Origin of the sequence: Nocardia sp. NPDC020380, from assembly GCF_044386975.1 — a bacterium.
GTDB lineage: Bacteria > Actinomycetota > Actinomycetes > Mycobacteriales > Mycobacteriaceae > Nocardia.
Map to the genome: position 1 here is coordinate 1 of NZ_JBIRVQ010000011.1, position 19934 is coordinate 19934.

Below are 19934 nucleotides of genomic sequence, written 5' to 3' on the forward strand. Positions count from 1 at the left end.
CCGTTCCCGCAGCTCCGCCGGGTATCTCCGATTGCCTGCCATACCGTCGATCCTCTCCAGATCCAACGGTCTCCCTCAAACCCGGGGTGGTCCAGGGCGGTGGGCGGGCGCACGCTACACCGGCGGCGCGGGCGGTCAAGCCGCGGCTGCCGCGAACCTGCTGCGAACCGAAGCCACGGGTGGCCGGGACCGTCGGTTTCTCGGCTTGACCGCCCTCTCCCGCCGCCGGTGTCTACGCGATGCGCCCACCGCCCCGAGGGCACGGCGTCGACAGAATTGTTCTGGTTTGCGCTGTGTCCGTGGGGCTTTCTTCGCTTCGAAGGAGCTTCGCTCATGCCTGACGAGTTCGATCTTCCTGCTTCGACTGGTCTCACCCTCGACAACATCGGCGACCTGATCGCGGCGCTGCCCGCGATGATCGCGTTCGTCCCCTACCGGTCGTTGATCGTCGCCGCGCTCACTCGGTCCTCGCAGCCGACTTCGCCTCAGATCGGCGTGGTGTCCCGACTGGACTTGCCGCGCCCCGGCGATCGCACGGACACCGAAGCATCCACCCTCATGGCCCGTCTGTCACGCCGCCGGTGCTCCGGTCACCCAGCCTGAACGCACGATGGAAGTCCTGGCCAAACGTCTGGGATTCAGTGAGACCGAACGCGGCGGGATCCTGTCGCACTTCATCGCGGGCGGTCAGCTCACGGCGGCCGGAGTCGCCAATGCGGTCACCAGCTACTCACAGACCGTCGCCGATCCCGACCGCGCCAACACCCTCGACGGTCTCGCCGTGCACGCCATGACCCTCGTCTGACCCGCACCCCCACAAGCCAATTCACCAATCCATTCCGGCAACCCCACCTCCATGCACTTCCGCATTCGGGCGTGACACCCACCGGTGTCCCGCCCTTTCCCGTCTCTACAGGAGGTTGATTTCGATGATCGACACGTTCACGCGTGAGGAGTACGAGCAGGCTCACCACTTCGGGACTGCGGGCCCGGTCTCGCATCTGAGCGAGCACACCATCACGGCCTGGCGTGCCGACGGCGCCGGATGGAACGGCAAGTACTGGACCTTCGCCCCCGACGATGCGGGAATCTGGGCCCTGCACCCGCTCAACCTCACCACCCGCAACCGCACCTGAACCACCGCACACCCGGCAGCGATAACCGCTGTCACTCAGGCTCTTTCGACTCACACAGTATCCGCCACGGGCGGGCACCGGCATCCAGCGACGCCGATGCCCGCCCGTTGTCATCTCGAGAGGATCCGCCCCATGTCCACCGCAATCGCCATCACGCAGACACCGATCCCACTTGCGTCTATCGGCCCACACCCCCTGGACCAGCCTCACCCTCACAGCTTTCTCCCGGCTGGCAGTGCCCTGACCAGCACCAACCACCCGTATGGCTATCGAAAGGAAACACCGGGCCCGTGGAACCCGGCAGCCGGCCCGCTGACCCGGGCCGGTCGACCACACCCACCTGCCCGAATACGATCCGAAAACCCCAATCCGAACCCGATCACGCCGGGCCGCAGGCCCGGCGAAAGATCGAGGTTAGCGCCAATACCGGTGACTTAAGGGTTTGCCTGGTAGTGTCTGTGGCTGGAGGTGTGTGGATGCCGCGGCCGGGGCAGGTCAAGCTGGAGTCCGAGGAGCGGTTGTCCGATCGCATCGCGATCGGACTGCTGACGAGGACGTTTCCGCCGGAGTTGGTGGATCGGGTGGTCGCCGAGTGCGGTCGGGGCGGGCAGCGGACTCGGTTGCTTCCGCCACGGGTGGTGGTGTATTTCGTGCTGGCGATGTGTTTGTTCTCCGGTCAGGGTTATGAGGAGGTTGCACGGCTGTTGACCCAGGGTCTGGCGTGGGCACGGCGGTGGTCCGGGGAGTGGCAGGTGCCGAGCACCGCGGCGATCTCGCGGGCGCGGGTGAAGTTGGGTGCTGCACCGATGAAGGCTCTGTTCGCCGAGGTTGCGCGCCCGTTGGCGACGGAATCGACGGTGGGTGCACGGTATCGGCGGTGGCGGTTGATCGCGGTGGACGGCACGGTCTTTGATATTCCCGACAGTGAGGACAACGCAGCGTATTTCGGGCGCCCAGCCACTCACCGGACCGAGCGCTGTGCCTATCCGCAGGTGCGGATCGTGGGGTTGGCCGAGTGCGGCACGCACGCCATCACCGCAGCGGCATTGGGGCCGTGCACCACGTCCGAACATGTGCTGGCCCGCGAGCTGTTCGGGCACACGGGTGTCGGCGACCTCTTGCTGGCCGACCGGGGATTCAGCGGAGTGCAGCTGTGGCGGGAAGCGTATGCCGCAGGCGCGGATCTGTTGTGGCGCATACGTTCCCACCTGATTCTGCCGGTAGTGCAAGAGCTGTCCGACGGGTCATATCTGTCCGACATCGTCAAGGGCGCCGATCACCGCAAACGTGCTGACCCGACCAGGGTGCGGGTGATCGAATACACCCTCACCGGTGCGGGATATCCCGACTCCGACGCCCCGATCCGGTTGCTCACCACGATCCTGGATCCCGAACAGGCGCCAGCGGTCGAGTTGGCCGCGCTGTATCACGAGCGTTGGGAGATCGAAAACGCCTTCGACGAGCTGAAAACCCACCAGCGCGGCCCCGCGCAGGTGCTGCGCTCGCGTTCCCCGGAAGGTGTCGAGCAGGAAGTCTGGGCCCATCTGCTGGTCCACTACGCCATCCGCACTCTCATGCACGACACCGCCGGCCACGCCCGCATCGACACCGACCGGCTATCGTTCACCCGCAGCATCCGCCTCGCGCGCCGGCAGGTGACCGCGCAGGCGGGTTTTTCCCCCTGACCGCCTCGCGCGAGCGTTCACCGCCGGAAAAGCCGAGATTGCCACCCACTTGCTGCCACCCCGAACCGGCCGCACCAACCCACGAGTAGTCAATCGCAAGATGTCGAACTTCGGCGTCAAACGCGCCGAGCACCGCAAACCTGTTCAGCGACAACAGAACCCGCAAGAATCCATCGCCCTCGCACCACCCTCACGCACAGCACCGAAGAACCCTCATACCCAGAAGAACCCCAGCCACCACTCACCCTTAAGTCACTGGTATTGAGGTTAGCGCTAGGTTAGCGCCGACTGACCGGTCCCCGATGACGGAACCGGTCTCATTCATTGGGACAGGCCACTGGCCCGATCCCCCACCGGCACCAAACCGGACTCCGGTGGGTGTCTGCTGGTAGTTGGCTTACCAAAATCATTGGCATGCAAAGTGTTTCAATGATGTTGATCGACATACGAGTACGCAGTCTACTGTGGATGGTGAAATACCTGGTTACCGTAGGTGACCTTGGCGCTCGGAACGACGGGTAACGATGTCAAGAAGATTAGCTGTTCGTCTGGTCAGGGATTCCTGGAGGGTTTGACTATGACTTCGGTGGAAGCCTGGTCGCGATGGCGCCAACTTGAGCATTACGGATAATCGATCAACGTGTCCGGTTGGCATTGCGCTTCGCGTTCTGATGTCCTGGTCGACGGGCACCGGGTTGGCGTGTGGCGGTTCGGGACCGCGGACGGATGGCCACTGGTGTGGAACCACGGCGGACTCTCGTGCGGTCTGGACGCCGCGGTCCTGAACGTCGCGGCCGTGCGGCACGGTGCGGCGCTGATCGCCATCGACCGGCCCGGTATCGGGCGGGGCGAGAGCTGGCCCATGTCATCGATCGCGCAGTGGTCGGATACGGTGGCGCAGGTCACCGACCGACTCGGCATCGGCGCCTTCGCGGTCGCAGGGTGGTCGGGCGGCGGTCCGTACGCGCTGGCCTGTGCCGCCGCCATGCCGCGGCGCGTGCGCGCGGTGGCCGTTGTTGGGGGTATCGCACCCCTCGTGCGGATCCGGCAGGTGCGAGAGTTGGGCTCGTGGATTGATGTCCTCCTGATCCTCACCGCGCGCTGGACACCGTGGCTGGCATCGGCCGCGCTGCGCTGGGCGCGACGCGCATCCGACGATGAACTGGAACGGCAACTGAGGCGTGCGGCGGGGCGCCGGGATGTGACGGTGCTCGCATCGACCTCGACGCCGCTGCCGACTGCATTTCGAGAAGCCGTCCGTTACGGACCGCGCGGGATGATCGGGGAGTACCGTCGATATTATGGGCCATGGGGTTTCGGGCTCGACAATATCGTGCAACCGGTATCGATATGGCAGGGAGAGCAGGATTCCTGGGTGCCGACCAGTCATGCCCGCAGGCTCGCAGCGGCGCTGCCCGGTAGCACACTCCATATGGTGGCGGGAGCCGGCCACTTGCTTCCGTTGGTGGTGGCCGACGAGATAATCAGAGATCTGGCGCCATGATTCTTTTTCGACACTGGGCCGTCGGAATATGATTCAGTATGCTCCCCCTATGCGGTCACCGACATCATCTCGTGTATTCAATATGTTGACCGAGGAGCAGCTGCGTCAGCGCAGGTCGGCAAAATGGAGTTATTTCGAGCCGGACGTCTTGCCGCTCTGGGTGGCAGAAATGGACTTCGCAGCGGCTCCGGCAATCTCCGCCGCAGTGCGGGAATGCATCGTGAACGAGGAGTTCGGTTATCCGGCGCACGGTGACGAGAGGCTCGCGAGGGCGACGGCGGACTGGTGCCGCCGACGTTATCGATGGCAGGTCGATCCGAGTTGGGTTCGCGATATTCCGGATGTGCTGAAGGGGATGGGGTTAGCTATCGCCTTCCTCACTCGCCCAGAGAGCCCGGTGGCGTTGCCGGTGCCCGCGTATATGCACTTCTTCGACCTGATGCGGATAACCGGCAGGCAACGAATAGAAATTCCGATGATACAGCAGCAATCGGGCCGCTATACCATCGACCTGGAAGCTCTCGACGATGCCTTCGGAGCAGGCGCCGGGTCGCTTATTCTATGTAATCCCGCCAATCCGGTAGGAACCGCATATACTTCGGAGGAGTTGCATCGGATCGTGGAAATAGCGGCCACTCACGACGCCCGCATTATCGCCGACGAAGTGCACGGACCGCTGGTCTATAACTGCCCGCATGTCGCGGTCGCTTCGGTATCGCCGATGGCCGCCGAAAGAGTGGTCACGCTTATGTCGGCTTCCAAGGCCTGGAATTTGCCCGGTCTAAAATGCGCTCAGGTGATCCTGTCCAATCCTCGCGATGCAAGAGAATGGGACCGCATCGACATGTTGCATGTGACGGGCGCCTCGACTGTCGGCATCCGCGCCAATATCGCCGCCTACACCGATGGTGCCGAATGGTTGGACGAATTGCTGATCCATTTGCGGTCCAATCGCGACCATTTGGCCAGCACGCTGCCCGAACTGGCTCCGGGGGTCACTGTGAACACGCCGCAGGCCACCTACCTGTCGTGGATCGACTTCCGGGCACTGAAGCTGCCGGCGGAACCGTCGGAGTATCTGCTTTCGAAGGCCCGGGTGGCGCTGAGCTCCGGTATTCCCTTCGGCGCTGCGGTCGGGTCTGGATTCGCCAGGATGAATTTCGCGACTAGCCGCCCGATTCTCGACCGGGCTATCGAGGCGATCGCTTCGGCGCTGCCGGCGTGATTTCGACCGGGCGGTACCGCGGAGGGCGCAGCTTCGGTAACCACCAGTTGGCAGCCCCCATGAGCGTGATGAGCGCCGGGACCAGCAGCATGCGGACGATCGTGGCGTCGATGAAAATCGCCGCCGCCATTCCGAAGCCGCCGACCTTGATCAGCTTTACGCCGGAGAGGGCGGTCATGCCGGTGACGATGATCAGCAGGGTCGCAGCGGAGGTAATGATGCGGCCGGTGCGCGAGACTCCGGTCACGACCGCCTCGCGGGTGGTGGCGCCGTCGCGGTGCGCCTCCACGATCCGCGACATCAGGAAAACCTCGTAGTCGGTGGACAGGCCGAAGACCGCACCCGCGATCGCGATGAGAGCGGGGAACGGTAAGGGTCCGGGATCGGCGCCGAGCAACCCGGCGCCGTGGTTGTCCTGAAATATCCAGATCAGCAGGCCGAACGTGGCGCCGAGGCTGAGCACGGCCAGCACGACGGCCTTGAGCGGCAGCACAATCGAGCGAAAGGCGAGCAACATCACTACCAGCGTCGCGAGCAGCATGACCGAGATGATGGTCGGGAAACTGCGGAATATCGCCGTGTTGGTGTCCTGGCCGATCGCGTTCTCCCCGCCGATGAGCACCGTGACACCCGCCGGCACCGGAATTCTCCGTAGCGCCGTCACCGTGCTGCGTGCACCGGCGGAGAAGTCTTCGCTGGTCAGGACGGCGTGCAGCAGCACCAGGTCGTCCTTGTGCTGCAATTCCACGACCTCGCGCACACCGGGCACCTGCTGCGCGGCGGCGCTGACGGAATCGAGCGCCGCCGGCGCGGGCGGCGCATCGCCGGTGCCGCGGACGAGCAGCGTGGCGCCATTGGTTGCGTTCGGAAAGTCCGCGGTGACGGTTGCCTGGGCTATTCGGACGGGATTCTGCTTCGGTAAGCCACTGACGTCCACCCCGCCGGCCTGCAGGCCGAACAGCGGGACACACATCAGCAGCAACAGCGCACCGATGCCGGCGGTCGTGATCGCCGGCCGGGCGGTGACTCGCTTGGCGACCGCGGCCCAGAACCGCAGCGCGCGGGCCGCCCCACGTTCGACCGCGCCTCGCCGCCAGGGTAGCGCGTTGATTCGATCGCCCAGCAAGGTTAGCGCGGCGGGCACGGCGGTCAGTGTCAGCAGGGCCGCGATATCGATGGCCGCCATGGCCCCGAATTCCAATGAGCGCAGCATCGCGATCGGAGCCACTAGCGCCCCAGCGAAGGCGCAGGTCATCAGTAGCGCTGAATAGCCGATGGTGCGGCCGGCGGTGCACACGGTGCGGGCCGCGGCCGCGGCCGGCGTGGGCGCGGTGCGCAGCTCCTCACGGAATCGGCTGACCATGAACAGGCCGTAGTCGATCGCGAGCCCCAGACCGAGAATGGATGCCACATCGAGGGCGAACGCGCTGATATCTACGCCCATCGAGATCAGGTACAGGGGGCCGAGCGACCCGAAGATGGTGAGGCCGCCGACCACAATCGGCGTCGCCGCCGCTACCAGGCTGCCGAAAATTACCAGCAGCAGCACCAGCGTAATCGGGATGGCGATGGCCTCCGCCAGCACCACGTCGTGTTTCGAATCGTTGTTGTAAGCGTTGGTGACCGCGCTGTAGCCGGTGAATTGAGTATTGGTCCCAGGTACGGTCAGTAGGGGAACAAGCTTTTGGTAGGCGCTCAATATCTGGTTGTCATCGCCCCGCAACGTGAAGATCGCCAGGGCCTTGGTCTGATCGGCGGAAGTCATCGCAATTCGCGAGATCGACGGGGACGTCCAATATGATTGAATCGGGGTCGCGAGTAGCGAGGGATTCACCCGGTGTAGCCGATTGAGCACCTGCGGTCCGATGTCGTTGAGTGTCTTTCCTGGCGGTGCGGTATAGATGGCCACAATGTCCGGTGTTTGCCGGCCGAACGTTTTCTGGGTGAAATTGTCCACTTGCGCGGAATCGCTGTTGGGGTCGTCATAGCCACCGAGGTCGAGACGGTTGACCACGCCGAGCCCCCAAACGCCGCTGACCAAAATCAGCAATAGCGTTCCGACCAGGACGAGCCGAGGTCGAATCGTGACGAACTTCGCCCAGGTCCGCATGCGCCCTCCTAGTCCGACCGGCCTGAGGGGATCATACCCGCGACCGGGTGACTGCGCCCTGGGAATCGTCGATCACAGTGCTTTCTGCGGATCTGGAAAGAGGAGTGTTCATGACCTTGCGATATGACCGTGGATTGAGCGGTGCGACCCACTGCCACGCGCGCATCAGCGGTCCGAGATTCGAGCCGAGATCGTTCAACATTTCATCGATATTATGGATCGAGAAGGGTGTGATACTGCCGCCGTGTGCGTGTTTTCCATTCGTCCTCGCCTCCATCCACGCCAATCGGCGGTCGGCTTCGGCATATTGGTACTCTGCGGGCGGCAGCTGTAACCGCCCGGTCAGCAGCCCGGCGGTCCACAGCGCGCCGATCTCCGCGCCCAATACACTTATTCCGGAAGAGTTATAGCCCGCGAATGTCAAATCGGGAACCCCGGGCGGAAGAATATTGCGATAGAGCCGGAAATTGCCTTTTTCATCGATGATCCGGGCCTGGATCTGCGGGTCGATGAACGGAATTCGCTGACGATAGCCGGTCGCGCAGATGACCAGTTCGGCGGGAATCTTGGTGCCGTTGGAGAGTTCGGCCGCGCCAGTCGGCAGGAGTTGAATGATCGAGGTGTCGCGCAGCACGGCGATCGAGCCGGCGGCGACCTTGTCGAAGAACCCCTCGGTCGCCAGCCCCTCGGTGCTTTCCGCGATCATCTCGAACGGGACATCCGGGAGCAGGCCGAGGGTGCGTAAGCGGAGTTGCCGGGTGACAATCGCCTGGATCAACGCATACGACCCGGCGAGTACGGGCCGGCCGGGACCGTGGAGCAGCCGTTCGAGCCGCTTCTGCTGCAGATATGCGAAACCCGCCTCGCCTTGGCGGCAGAGTTCGAGCTGCTCGAAACCGATGACATTGCCGAGCTTGGCGGGCATTTTCCAGAGGATCCGGCGCGCTACAACGGTCGTCTCGGCGGCGACCTCGCTGACCGCCGCCGCGATATCACAGGCGGTCTTGCCGTAACCGACGATCACCACGGATTTGCCTCGCGCGGCCTCGAGGTCGTTCACGTCGACGGCGTGGCAGATCCGATATCCGGCATCACGGAATCGGTAGGCGCCCAGAAACTCCGGCATCGCCGGGTCGCTGTACACACCGTTGGCCACCACCAGATGGTCGACCTGCAACTGCTGTTCGCTGGCACCGGAACTTCGCACCGTCAGTGACCAGCCGGGGGAGTCGGTGGGCGTCGCGTGGGTAACCTCGGTTTCCAGCCGAATGGCCGGTTGCAGGGAGAACCGGTCCACATAGCTCTCCAGGTATTGCTGCATCTGGGCACTGCTCGGGCCCGATGTCACCGAATTGGTGACCGATCTGACCCGGGCCGGCGCACAGGTCCGGGTCGTGGCCTGTGACGTGTCCGATCGTGCGGCGCTGGCACATGTGCTGGCGCAGCTGCCCGCGGAATATCCGCTGCGCGCGGTGATCCACGCCGCCGGAGTGGTCGACGACGCGATGATCACATCGCTCTCCGCCGAGCGCATCGACACGGTGCTGCCGGCTAAGGTAGACGCGGCGTGGAATCTGCACGAATTGACCCGTGAGATGAACGTGCCGGTGTTTGCCATGTTCTCCTCCGCGGTCGGCGTCATCGGCCTTCCCGGACAGGGCAATTACGCCGCGGCCAATACCTATCTGGATGGGTTGGCCGCGCACCGGCGGGCCGCCGGGCTGGCGGGGCTGTCGCTGGCCTGGGGGCTGTGGGAGCAACCCAGCGCCATGAGCGCACGGCTGGTCGGCCGTGATCTGGCTCGGTTCGGTCGCAGCGGGCTGGCGCCGCTCTCAGTCGCACAGGCACTGGAGTTCTTCGACACCGCACTGCTGGGCGGGTACTCCACTGTCGTGGCTGCCCGCCTCGACAACGATCGCCTTCGAGCCGAAAGCGACTTGCTTCCAGTGCTTTTCGCTCAACTGGCGCGCCGACCCCGACGGCGCGCCGCCGACCCCGGCGCTACCGGTACGACTGCAGCGCTGGCGCGCCGGCTGCACGGCTTGCCGCCCGAGGAGCAGCTGGAGTTGGGGGTGGAGCTGGTGTGCGCTCAAGCGGGGGTTGTCCTGGGGTATCGGGGGCGGTCGAATATCGCCGCCGACAAGGTTTTCCAAGACCTAGGTTTCGATTCGCTGACGGCGGTCGAACTGCGCAATCGCCTCGAATCGGTGACCGGACTGAAGCTTTCGCCCACCCTGATCTTCGATTACCCCACCCCCGCCGTGCTCGCTGATCACCTGTTACGCCGGCTCTGCGTCGGGAATGAGGCCCGTCCCGGCTCGGCCGATCTGGAAGACGAGGTCCGCCGCCTGCTCATGTCGATACCCATACAGCGGCTGCGGGACGAAGGAATTCTGAAGATTCTCCTCGACATGGCGCGTCCGGTCCCGGAAATACCGGTGGTCGGAGGCGAACCCGCTATTGCAACGATGGACCTGGACGAGTTGGTGCGAATGGCGTTGAACGACAACGGCGGATAGGTCGAGCCGGAATTCTGTATCGTGCCTCGGCTGATCCTGGATTCACCGGTGAGGGTTATGTGTGGTCTGCGCGCCTGCGGCGCGCAGACCTGGGGCCGTGAGGGTGTGGAGGAAGGTTTCAGGTGTCTCCCCCTCCGGACACTCTCTGCGGTGCAGTTGCACCGTTTCTGCGTCGGCAGCGGTTGTCGGCGAGAGGCACTTCCCAGCACGGGCATCAGTCGACTCTGTCCGGCCTGATTTCCATGCGAAATGCGGCGCATTCTGTACTCGATTGCGCGGCAAGACTATTCAGTGTTATGCGGCGAATCACGCTGCGAGTTCAGGATCCGGAGCGACTGCGGGTTCGACTGGTTCAGTCGGTGTGCAAGTGGGTTTGAACACCCGGCGCGGTCGAATGTTGAGCGAACGCGGTCGGTATCGAAGGGGATGGACACCGGAGTGCGTGTCCGGGCCGGCCGCGACTATGTTTCGGCCAGTGTCGGCGAACTCGTGATCGCGTACCTGTGCGCGGGGTCACGATGACTGGAATGAATGAATTCTTCGCAGCTTCAGTTCCTTTGGACATTGTTCCGGCACTCGTGCCGACAACGGTGCAGCGGGGTGCAGCGGCAGGAGATCATCGCGGCAGTGTTGCCGGCGTTGCCGCCGCGACCGGTCCTCTCACCGCTGTCACGCAACACAGACCACCATAGGCTCGGGCACCGACGACTATCACCATGTGATCGATCGCTTGAAGACCCGGCACGGCGCCGGGTGGTCGGACCGCGTCGTGTCTGTGGCTCCTTTCGACTCGGCCTGCGATGATGTCCGGTATGAGCGCCCCCGACAAGCCCGAGGTACTGCGTCTGACCGCCGAAGAGTTCGCGGACGGGGCGGCAGCCGGGCTCGGCGACATCGAGATCGTGGACGGTCGAGTCAACCATCGATGTCGATATCACCGACAAGCGAATTCAATACGCGATCGCGGGCATACCGCGCTATCTGATCATCCGGCTGGACCAGAAGGAAGAGCGGATCGAGGAAATTGAAGAGTACCGGCTCGACTGGTCCGGTCGCCGCTACCGGGTCCACACAGTTCATCGGCGGGTGTTGCTGCTCGATGAGCCGGTTGAGGCGACCATCCCGTTCGACGCACTCGAGCAGCCGTAAGTCGAGCAAGATCTGGGTCTTGGAGAGTCTGTCTTGCTTGCCTTGACCAGCTGCGGATCCGAGGGCTGGCGTCGTCCACATGAACACCTCCAGCCTTGCTGGAGGAAGGTTTCAGGTGTCAGAGTCCCGCCTCGCGCACTACAAAGTCCGATGGACCCGAGAGCGGTCGAATCGGACAGCGAGACAAGGCTTTTCACACCGGAGCAACCGGCTGGCGACCTGCACACCCCGTACGCCCTTCACCCACTAGAACACGCATCTCCAGCTCTTCGACCGGTATCTGATCGTGCGTGTTCAAGTGCACTAGAACACCCGTCCGGAAGAACCCAGCAGTCAACCCATGTTGGTGGCATACACTTCTATATACATCGCCAACATGAGCGGAGGCTCGCCATGACCGTCACTCAGATCGACCTCGACGACGACGCTCTCGAACGCGCGATGGCGCTATCCAAGGCCAAGACCAAGAAGGAAGCGGTCAACCTCGCGCTACGGTTCTACGCCGAGAAACAAGAACGCGCCGCGCGCATCAGTCGGCACTTCGAACGAGCGCAGCACTGGGGCGCTGTCGACGACGCCACGCGCAGGCATGAAGCGGAGAAATCGGGGTGATATACCTGCTCGATACCTCAGCCCTGGTCCGGCTGCTGTCCGACGAGAAGCTGCAGCACGCATGGTTCGATGCGATCGACGCGGAGACGATCGGCTCGTGCTGTCCCCAACGCGCGGAATTCCTCTTCAGCGCCCGGGACCGCACCGAGTACGACGAGATCACCGAGATGTTCGCCGACCTGTACCCCGACATCACCGTCCCGAGGAACGCCGATCGCTGGGTATCGGCAACCCAGTACCGAATGTCGCGCGCGGGCGAGCACCGCAGCGCGTCCGCCATCGATCTCATCATCGCCGCCACCGCGGCACACCACGGATTGACCGTGCTGCACAACGACAACGACTTCCGCACCGTGGCACGTCACGCGCCAGAACTGCGCCAGCACAACATCCACGACATCGACTGAGGCGAAAGAGATCAGCCCCGGTACCCCCTCGGCTCCCGAGCTACGTCACGATGCCTGATCCCCTGCCGCGATCGTTCGCAAGCAGCGACTTCGACAGGCCCGCACCGATCTCTCACGCTCTAGGATCCACGGTACGAGGCTGCCGAAACGATCAGCGCGGGACCGTCATCGGGGCGGTGTATCGCGGGTCGTACGGCCCGTCCTGCCCTGGCCGGGTCCGGGCCCACGGCCGCTGCTGTCCTACGCCAGTGCCGAGGACAGCCTGACCACCACCTGTGCGCCGTCACACACATTCAGCCTCGCGCCGCGACCAGACAGCCAAACCACCTTGGACACACCGTTTCTCGCAGCAGCCCTACGACGTGGTTGGGCGGTGACTGTGGCGGACTATTAGGGCCCCCAGTCGCGATTTCTCGACGGCGTGAACTCCGGGCGCGCACTGCTGGACGGAATCCGTGCCGCCCGCGGGTTTTCCCCGGCCGCGCTGGCCGACAGCCCCACCGGTATCTGGGGATACTCCGGCGGCGCGTACGCCGCCCTGTGGGCGGCGCAACTGCACGCCGACTACACGCCGGACATCCCGGTACGCGGGGTCGTCGCCGGCGGCATTCCCGCCGATATCCCCGCCATCGCCCGCGCCGCCGATGGCGGCCCGAAAGCCGGACTCACGATGCTCATCGTGGCAGCACTGATCCACAACGATCCGAACACCGGCATCGACGTGCTGCTCAACGATCAAGGGCACGCGATGCTGACCGAGGTGGCCGGAGTGTGCGGAGCCGATCTGCTGGCGAAATACGCCGAACTGCCAGATCCGCACGCGCACCGATCAATACCGGAGATGGCTTGTCACGGCCGCGTCGCTTGGCCCGCAGCACCCCGGCGACGGCATCCGGGTTGAACGCATCCGCCCCGACGCCGTAGACGGTGTCGGTCGGCAGCGCCACCACACCACCCCGGCGGACCGCCTCACACGCCGCACGCAACCCCGCCGCGCGCTCGGCATCCAGCGAACAATCGAAACGACGCGACACCACTGCCCTCGACTTCGATGGTCCGCACTCGCATCCGCCACGACCGGCCAGCATACAAACCGGCGAGGGCGCTCGAACTCGAGGCCCACGCCGCCCCAGCGACATGCTCGGCGGCCGATCACCAGCGACTCGACTGGCTACAACTCGGAAGTCGGTACTCGGCCCGCAGTGTGGATCGAGGGTTTCGGTGCTGCGAGCCGGACACCGGCGAGTCCACTCCAGCACAGGCCGGCGGTCACAGCGACCGCCTCATGTTTGGGCAGCGGCTTGCCGGTGACCGCCCAGCCCCGCGCGCACGCCTGCGCAATCGCGATGACCTCCGTCGTGATCAGCCAACCCTGCTCGGACCGCGACAGCGGATACGGCACCAACGCATCCAACAGCGCGTCGGTGCAGGCCGTCGCCGCCCGATAGGCCGCGCGCTGGGCCGATGGCTCCTCGGCGACGGCAGCACCGGCCAGCAGGGCCGCGCTTCGCGCGTGAATGTCGGCGAAGTCGAAAATCGCTGCGACCGTTGCCGTCACGATCGATGACGTGCCCTCGGCGTGGGCCAGCGCGGAGGTGAGTGTCTCACCCAGCACCTGCTCCGCTTCATGCAGCACCGCCAGATAGAGTTCGAGCTTGCTCGAAAACGCCTTGTACAGCACCGGTTTGCTGATCCCGGCCCGGCAGGCGATCTCCTCCATACTCGCCGCCCGATAGCCGCAGGCGGCGAACAACCCGGCCGCCGCCGCCACGATCACACGCCGACGCTCCTGCCTGGCCCGCACCACCGCAGTACCCACCATCGCAACCACCTCCTCGGGCACTCACCGTACCGCCGTTGCCCTCGAGATATCGCGACACCATGCGACCATCACCGAACGGTCAAGCGCCCGAGAAGAATGCAGTCCATCTGCGATACAACCGCTGTCGAGTCCGACCGCCTTTGCTGTCGCTCGAATCGGCATGGCCACCCAGCGAAGTGTTGTGTTTCGGAAAGCAGTTGGCCCAGTTGAAAATTCCAGGAAGCCTTTCGGGGAAAATAAGGTCTTCTCGCATCTGAGTGAAACGCTCAAGCCACGGGGGGCTGGCTGCCTGGAGCCGACGCCCGCGATATCGCCTCGAGCCGCGGCGGCCCGATCCTCGGATTTCTCGTCGCCATCACCGTGCTGGCCGAACTCGCCGACAAAGCAGGGGTATTCGACGCGGCAGCGGGCTGGTGCGCGCGAGCCGCGCGCGGTTCGACCGGACGGCTGTATCTGCTCGTCGCGGTCCTGGGACCATGCCTGACTTCCGTCTATGCGCGGCTGCCGCGCTCACCGTGCTGCCACTGGCCGCGTGTGCCCACCACTCCACCACGGCCACCACGCCATCCACCACCGAAGCCCCGTTCCCGCTACACACCGCCACCGCCGATACCGCGGCCACCCGCAGTTACTGGGCCGACAACACCGACTACTGGACCCCCACCGGCGCCCGCGACGATGACGGCGACCCGGCGGGCGGTGTCCCCGAGGATCTACGGATCACACCCGGTGCCGATCGGTTCGGGCTCGCGCCCGCCGACCCGTCGACCGACCCGCGAGCCGCCGTCACCGGAATGCTCGTCTTCACCAAGCCTGACGGCTCCGGCCCCGCCCACTGCACGGCCTCGGTCCTCGACACCGAGAACCAGCGCACCATCGTGTCGGCGGCGCACTGCGTCACCAGCGGCCACGATTTCAATGCCAACATGGCCTTCGTGCCACAGGCACGCCCGTACCACGGGCCCGGCGACCATCCCTATGGGATATGGCCTGTCGAGCAGATCTGGATCTCGAAGGACTGGTTCGACCCCGATGCCGACTACAGCACCGACGTGGCAGTGATGACGGTCGCGCCCAAGGAAACCGGCGAACGCCTCCAACAGGTGACCGGCGGTGTGGCGGTGCGACCCAACACCACGGAATCGTTCCGGGTCTCCACCTACGGCTATCCCGGCGACGCTCCGTATACGGGGGACGTGATGTTGCGCTGCGACGGTGACGCGGTGTCGGGCAGCAACCCGAAGATCCTGACCACACCCAACTGCGACCCGCCCGGCGGTGCATCGGGCAGCCCCGCGTTCGCGGCCGAAGGCGACGGCTACGCGATCGTGGGCGTACTGAGCGGTGGCTCGAACAGCGCGAACTTCGCGCGGCTGTCGGTAACGAATTTCACGCCTCTCTTGGATGCCGCGTCCAAGGTGGGATGACCTTCCGGTCGACCGGCACTGCGCCGGCGCCGTTGTCGTCAGCGGTTACGGTGATCAGATCATCTCCCGCTGGGCAAGCGTCGATTTCGATGTGGGTCGCCGCGCCGTGCCGGACCGCCGATAGCGCGACGGCCCGATTGCAGGCAGTGTCGTCGCCGCATTTCCCACCGCGGCGGCACCGCTGTCAGCCGACATTGTGGCCCAGGAATCGGATGACATCGGGAGTGACTGTGCGCCAATACTCTTCGGTGTGCCCGCCGGGCGTCACCGAGCCGACGTCCACTCGTTTCGTCGCCATGAACCGTCGGCAGCCCTCGGCGAACCGGTCCCGGTCCCCCACCCACACCCCGGTCGGCGCATGGCCCAGCTTGCCGATATTGCGCAGCGGGTCCAGTGCCGCCCATTCCTCGGCATCACGAAATGCCCTGCGCTTGTTCATCTCCGGCCACTCGGTCATGAGGGCGGGCGACAATGTCGCGACGGCCCTTAGCGGTCGGCCGCGTTCGTGGCGGCGGCGCGTGTACAGCAGCGCACCGAAACCGCCCATTGATGTGCCCGCGCAGGCGAAGGGTGTGCCATCGCGCCCGCCCAGGCGACGCGCGGACAGCCAGCCGGGAACCTCGGTGAGCAGCATGCGCATCGGGTCGTCGCCGGAAGGTTGCTCGTGCCAATAGTTGTCGCCGCCGTCGAGGGCGACAAAACCGAAGGCGGGCAGCGTCTTCGCGGCGACGGCGGTGGCAAGGGCCGCGCCGAGCCCGCCGACCGAGGCCGTGTGGGCGGTGCCGTGACGGCCGTGCAGCAGCAGCGAGATCGGCAGCCGATCGGTGGGAACACCGGGCGGCAGAATGGCGACCATGTCGATCTCCCGCCCGCGCGCGGCCGAGTACACGCGTTCGGTCCGGATGATGGGGTCCGATCCGGTTGCCGCGGAACTGATTCCGCTCCTGCCGGGGACCTGGGCATGTGCGGGTGTGCGCAGGGTGGCCGCCGCGCCGAGCGCCGCGCAGGCGGCGAGCAACGTCCTGCGGCGGAGCTCTCGCACCCTACTGGCCGCCCGTCATGCCGCCGCCGTCCGGCTGACCACCGGTCATGCCGCCGCCATTGCCGTCCGGCTGCCATTCGCCGCCCGGCTGCCCGCCGGTCATGCCGCCGCCGCCCGGCTGACCACCGGTCATGCCGCCGCCGTCGGGCTGCCCGCCGGTCATGCCGCCGCCGTCGGGCTGCCCGCCGGTCATGCCGCCGCCCTGCGGGATCTCGGCGGTCGGGTTCTGCGTGTTGGACGGACGGGTCGGCTGCGAGGTGACCGGCGGGCGGGTCGGCTGGATCTGGGGCTGCTGCGTGACCGGGGCAGGCTTGCCGGGCTGGGCCGTCGCCGTCGGAGCCTTCGGCGTGTTGCCGGTGCCCGCAGGCTGGGCGGGGCGGTCGGTGACCGTGGTCGTGGTGGTAGAGGTGGAGTCGGCGGTGTTCTGGTGAGTGAAATGGCTGCCCGCCGCCACACCCGCGCCGACCGCACCGACGGCCGCAATCGAGGCGGCGATAACCTTCATACGCTTGTTCATGAAACTCGTTCCTTCCTCGTATTTTCTACAAATTGCCGATATTCGAATTGCTGCGCGCCCGAGAACGCCCGGCTGGGGATACCAGCCGGGCGTCAGGCTGCGTTCATCCGGCTGGTGTTCTCAGCCGAAGATGATGCGGGAGATGACGTTCAGGCCGGCGTGGATGAAGTCGAAAAGCATTGGTAGTCCTTCGTGTTGGCGTGATTGACGGATGATTCGGTATCGGTTTCGGTCAGTAGAAGACCGAGCCGAACAGGATGCGGGAAACCACATCCAGCGAGCGATTGACGAAATCGAACAGCACAGCATTCACCTCCTCGGAATTTCTTGTTGAATTCGAGCCGGGCCCTTACGCACCGCACTCGTGCAGCACTCGCGAACAGTTCTGATTGCTGTTCAGTTGCTGACCTAATCCAGAATGCATCAGATCTGAACCACTGTCAAACTCCGTGGTTCAAAATTGATGAGAGCCTGATCACAGGAAATACCATTTCCTCTGGTAAAGCGCCAGTTGTGACTGTCTCAGATCTGTCCCATACTAGAGACGTGGAGAGCGATTTTGGCAAATGGGTAGACACCGTGACAGGCGGTGCCGGTGATCGCGCGATCGCGCAGCGGATGGGAACCGACCACAATCGGGTCCGTCGGCACCTCACCAAGACCGACACTCCGGTGGCGGGCACTATCCTGGAGTTCTGTGACGCCTATGGGGTGAGTCCTGTCGAAGGCTTGCTGCAGGCCGGGCTGGTCAGGCCCGAGCAGGTGCATCTGCCGATCATCACGGCCCGCTCCTCGATTCCCGAGATTCTGCGCACCGCGAGCAACAGCCAACTGGCCGACGAAGTCACGAGGAGACTGCTGACCGGCACCGAGCCGGAACCGCGACCGAGCCGTACGGAACAAGTCGTGAAGGGTCTGATCGGATGAACGCTCAAGACGTCCTGTTCGCCTGCGCCGCGGCCTTCGCGGCCGTGGTGGTGGCGCTGCGCGTCACCCAGTGGCGAGACCGGCGCACCCGGGCCCTCACCGTTGCGATCGCCGCACTGGCCATCTACAGCGCCGACTGGATCGGTGACGAATACCCAGCTCCGCTGCGGGTGCCGCCCACCGAGGCCGACCTGATCCGCTACGCACTCGTGGTCACCGCCTGTATCGGAATCACCGCGCACCTCACGCGGGCGATGGGGCAGCACAGGCTGACTCGCGCCGCCCACGTTTCCCTCGCCATCGGCGTGGTGGTCGGCATCGCGTACGCGATGCTGCGCAGCCTGCACACCTGGCACGGCTGGGGCTCACTGCTGGCGATCACGGTCGCCGCGATCGCGATGGCCACCAATACCGCGGTCTTCGCCGTCACCATTCCCGCGCTGCGCTTGCGCACCCTCACCGGTTTCGAGCGGACCGCCCTGTCGCTGCTGTTCACCAGCGCGCTGATCAGCCTGCTCGCCGCCGCGCACCGGCTCTGGGCCCAGTTCAACCCCAATGACGCGAACACCGTGCATCACGGCTATTTCCACGACCTGATCCCCGCGAGCCTGCCGACCATCCTGTCGGTGTTCACCTACACAGCTTTCGCCGCGATCGGATACTGGGCCCGCCGGAAAGAACACGCACGCAACGGAATCCCCACCACCACCGCCGCCGAATCGGCGCGATAATCCCGCACCCACGTCTATGCCGTACGCGCCACCCATCGGATCGAACCCGTCGATCCGGTCGCCCTCCTGCCCGACTGCGGCAGGCCGCCAGCCGAATCCGGCGCTGCGGTCGGCCGCTGGTGGGGTCTGGCTGTCATGCGGCACCTGCTCCGAACGGCTCGTTACGGCGAACCGGTCCTGCAATTACCGCCCAGTTGCGCCACTTCCCGTCCCGCGGGCAACAGCCCCAGTTGCGGGAAGAGTCGCACGACACCGAATACGGCCAGCTTGCTCAGCGGGCGGACTCGATACCCACCGCAGGCGCGCTACCTGGCCAGCTGCGGCCGTCCTCGCACAGGGCCAAGTGGCCCCGCAGATTCACAAACGGGGTTCGGCCCCGGCTTCGACTCGGGCCGCGAGGTTGGCGAGGTAGCTCTGGTCCGGTGAACGGGGATGGGATCGCGCATCGGCGAAGATCGCGACAGCACCCCAGATCGCCATCAGTCCGAGTGCCACGGGCACCCGGTCGATGACGATCGCGGCCACGATCATCAGCACTCCGGCAAGCAGTGCAATGTCCATAACCTGGCGCTTCGACATCCGGGCAGTGTAGATCGTCCCCGGCGATCAGTGCCTGCGAACGTCGAGGTTGCGGCGTCGACCCGGCCGGTCCGAACGGAGCCGCGGCCAGACAGCGGAAGGTCATCCGGCCTGTTCGACCCTCAATCGGACCACAGTTCGAGGCGATCGTCGCCGAGGATGCCTGGATCGCCGGGCAGCAACGCGCCGCAACGCGGTGGGAAGGACTGATGTGAATGCGGTGCAACCTGCGCCTGGCCGCGGCCAACCGCGGGATCTGGCAAGCCTCGGACCTGCACCGGCTGCTGGCCGAGCGTGACCTGGTGATCTCGGCGGGCAAGATGTCGCACCTGTGGTCCGGGCAACCAGCCTCGATCAAGCTCACCGATCTGGACGTCATTTGCGCCGTCCTCGGCTGCGAGGTCGGTGAGCTGCTGATCCCTGAGCCGGAGGCGGTGGCGTCGCCGAAACCGGAGACCGGCGCGGATCCGGCGGCGGTGAACGGGCCGGTGCGCGTGGTCCCGCGCCGTCGCGACGGACGCTCGCTGCCACCGCGGTGAGCC

At 65.3% G+C, this 19934-nt stretch carries 21 protein-coding genes and 1 pseudogene; 14 read left to right on the forward strand and 8 right to left on the reverse strand.

What is annotated here, in order from left to right; translation table 11 throughout:
• Positions 1–333: 333 nt before the first annotated feature.
• The 6 genes from ACH438_RS29015 to ACH438_RS29040 all read left to right on the forward strand — a co-directional run bounded on the left by ACH438_RS29015 (position 334) and on the right by ACH438_RS29040 (position 5550).
• Entirely contained in the window at positions 334–603 is a 270-nt protein-coding gene (locus ACH438_RS29015; protein WP_397010829.1) for a DUF4192 family protein, read from the forward strand.
• Between the two features lie 7 nt (positions 604–610).
• Positions 611–805, forward strand: coding sequence for a hypothetical protein (locus ACH438_RS29020; protein WP_397010830.1), 195 nt, complete (start codon positions 611–613; stop codon positions 803–805).
• A 124-nt stretch (positions 806–929) separates the two neighbouring features.
• Positions 930–1136, forward strand: coding sequence for a hypothetical protein (locus tag ACH438_RS29025; RefSeq protein ID WP_397010832.1), 207 nt, complete (start codon positions 930–932; stop codon positions 1134–1136).
• 476 nt (positions 1137–1612) lie between these two features.
• Positions 1613–2821 (forward strand): IS4 family transposase, encoded by a 1209-nt coding sequence (locus ACH438_RS29030; protein ID WP_397011499.1) that lies wholly within the window; start codon positions 1613–1615, stop codon positions 2819–2821.
• 736 nt (positions 2822–3557) lie between these two features.
• Positions 3558–4325, forward strand: coding sequence for an alpha/beta fold hydrolase (locus ACH438_RS29035; RefSeq protein ID WP_397010834.1), 768 nt, complete (start codon positions 3558–3560; stop codon positions 4323–4325).
• Between the two features lie 49 nt (positions 4326–4374).
• Entirely contained in the window at positions 4375–5550 is a 1176-nt protein-coding gene (locus ACH438_RS29040) for a MalY/PatB family protein (protein ID WP_397010836.1), read from the forward strand.
• Here the strand turns inward: ACH438_RS29040 and ACH438_RS29045 are convergent.
• Together ACH438_RS29045 and ACH438_RS29050 are read right to left on the reverse strand one after the other, a co-directional pair.
• Positions 5516–7660, reverse strand: a complete 2145-nt coding sequence (locus ACH438_RS29045; RefSeq protein WP_397010838.1) for an MMPL family transporter — start codon at positions 7658–7660, stop codon at positions 5516–5518. The genes ACH438_RS29040 and ACH438_RS29045 overlap by 35 nt on opposite strands.
• Before the next feature lie 31 nt (positions 7661–7691).
• A complete protein-coding gene (locus tag ACH438_RS29050; protein WP_397010840.1) occupies positions 7692–9173 on the reverse strand; it encodes an NAD(P)-binding domain-containing protein in 1482 nt (493 codons plus the stop codon).
• Here ACH438_RS29050 and ACH438_RS29055 point away from each other — a divergent pair.
• Positions 9055–10179 (forward strand): type I polyketide synthase, encoded by a 1125-nt coding sequence (locus ACH438_RS29055; protein WP_397010842.1) that lies wholly within the window; start codon positions 9055–9057, stop codon positions 10177–10179. The two genes, ACH438_RS29050 and ACH438_RS29055, sit on opposite strands and share 119 nt — an antisense overlap.
• Positions 10180–11094: 915 nt before the next feature.
• On the opposite strand, the gene ACH438_RS29060 is transcribed toward ACH438_RS29055, so the two are convergent.
• Positions 11095–11409: a hypothetical protein gene (locus ACH438_RS29060; RefSeq protein WP_397010844.1), complete on the reverse strand. Its 315-nt coding sequence runs from the start codon at positions 11407–11409 to the stop codon at positions 11095–11097.
• A 312-nt stretch (positions 11410–11721) separates the two neighbouring features.
• Between ACH438_RS29060 and ACH438_RS29065 the strand changes: the two genes are divergently transcribed.
• The 3 genes and pseudogenes from ACH438_RS29065 to ACH438_RS29075 form a co-directional block, all read left to right on the forward strand.
• Positions 11722–11940: a type II toxin-antitoxin system VapB family antitoxin gene (locus ACH438_RS29065; protein ID WP_397010846.1), complete on the forward strand. Its 219-nt coding sequence runs from the start codon at positions 11722–11724 to the stop codon at positions 11938–11940.
• Positions 11937–12347 (forward strand): PIN domain-containing protein, encoded by a 411-nt coding sequence (locus ACH438_RS29070; protein WP_397010848.1) that lies wholly within the window; start codon positions 11937–11939, stop codon positions 12345–12347. The genes ACH438_RS29065 and ACH438_RS29070 overlap by 4 nt, the downstream gene beginning before the upstream one ends.
• A 406-nt stretch (positions 12348–12753) precedes the next feature.
• A pseudogene (locus ACH438_RS29075) lies at positions 12754–13137 on the forward strand (lipase family protein); the annotation flags it as partial.
• On the opposite strand, the gene ACH438_RS29080 reads toward ACH438_RS29075, so the two are convergent.
• Together ACH438_RS29080 and ACH438_RS29085 are read right to left on the reverse strand one after the other, a co-directional pair.
• Positions 13076–13486, reverse strand: coding sequence for an L-threonylcarbamoyladenylate synthase (locus ACH438_RS29080; protein ID WP_397010850.1), 411 nt, complete (start codon positions 13484–13486; stop codon positions 13076–13078). The pseudogene ACH438_RS29075 and the gene ACH438_RS29080 overlap by 62 nt on opposite strands.
• A 32-nt stretch (positions 13487–13518) precedes the next feature.
• Positions 13519–14190 carry a TetR/AcrR family transcriptional regulator gene (locus tag ACH438_RS29085; protein WP_397010852.1) on the reverse strand — a complete coding sequence of 224 codons (672 nt, stop codon included), beginning with the start codon at positions 14188–14190 and terminating at the stop codon, positions 13519–13521.
• 455 nt (positions 14191–14645) lie between these two features.
• On the opposite strand from ACH438_RS29085, the gene ACH438_RS29090 reads away from it, so the two are divergent.
• Entirely contained in the window at positions 14646–15596 is a 951-nt protein-coding gene (locus tag ACH438_RS29090; RefSeq protein WP_397010854.1) for a trypsin-like serine peptidase, read from the forward strand.
• Positions 15597–15780: 184 nt separating this feature from the next.
• Here ACH438_RS29090 and ACH438_RS29095 read toward each other — a convergent pair whose 3' ends face one another.
• The gene (locus ACH438_RS29095) at positions 15781–16638 is read right to left on the reverse strand and encodes an alpha/beta hydrolase (RefSeq protein WP_397010856.1); all 858 of its coding nucleotides are present in this window, start codon (positions 16636–16638) and stop codon (positions 15781–15783) included.
• 1 nt (position 16639) lies between these two features.
• Positions 16640–17155 (reverse strand): hypothetical protein, encoded by a 516-nt coding sequence (locus ACH438_RS29100; RefSeq protein WP_397010858.1) that lies wholly within the window; start codon positions 17153–17155, stop codon positions 16640–16642.
• 579 nt (positions 17156–17734) lie between these two features.
• On the opposite strand from ACH438_RS29100, the gene ACH438_RS29105 reads away from it, so the two are divergent.
• Complete coding sequence (locus tag ACH438_RS29105) at positions 17735–18082, forward strand: hypothetical protein (RefSeq protein ID WP_397010860.1); 348 nt, start codon at positions 17735–17737, stop codon at positions 18080–18082.
• Entirely contained in the window at positions 18079–18813 is a 735-nt protein-coding gene (locus ACH438_RS29110) for a hypothetical protein (RefSeq protein WP_397010862.1), read from the forward strand. Before ACH438_RS29105 ends, ACH438_RS29110 begins: the two co-directional genes overlap by 4 nt.
• 357 nt (positions 18814–19170) lie before the next feature.
• Here ACH438_RS29110 and ACH438_RS29115 read toward each other — a convergent pair whose 3' ends face one another.
• Positions 19171–19392 carry a hypothetical protein gene (locus tag ACH438_RS29115; protein WP_397010864.1) on the reverse strand — a complete coding sequence of 74 codons (222 nt, stop codon included), beginning with the start codon at positions 19390–19392 and terminating at the stop codon, positions 19171–19173.
• A 215-nt stretch (positions 19393–19607) separates the two neighbouring features.
• Here ACH438_RS29115 and ACH438_RS29120 point away from each other — a divergent pair, with 215 nt between their 5' ends.
• Entirely contained in the window at positions 19608–19931 is a 324-nt protein-coding gene (locus ACH438_RS29120) for a helix-turn-helix domain-containing protein (protein ID WP_397010866.1), read from the forward strand.
• Positions 19932–19934: the final 3 nt, after the last annotated feature.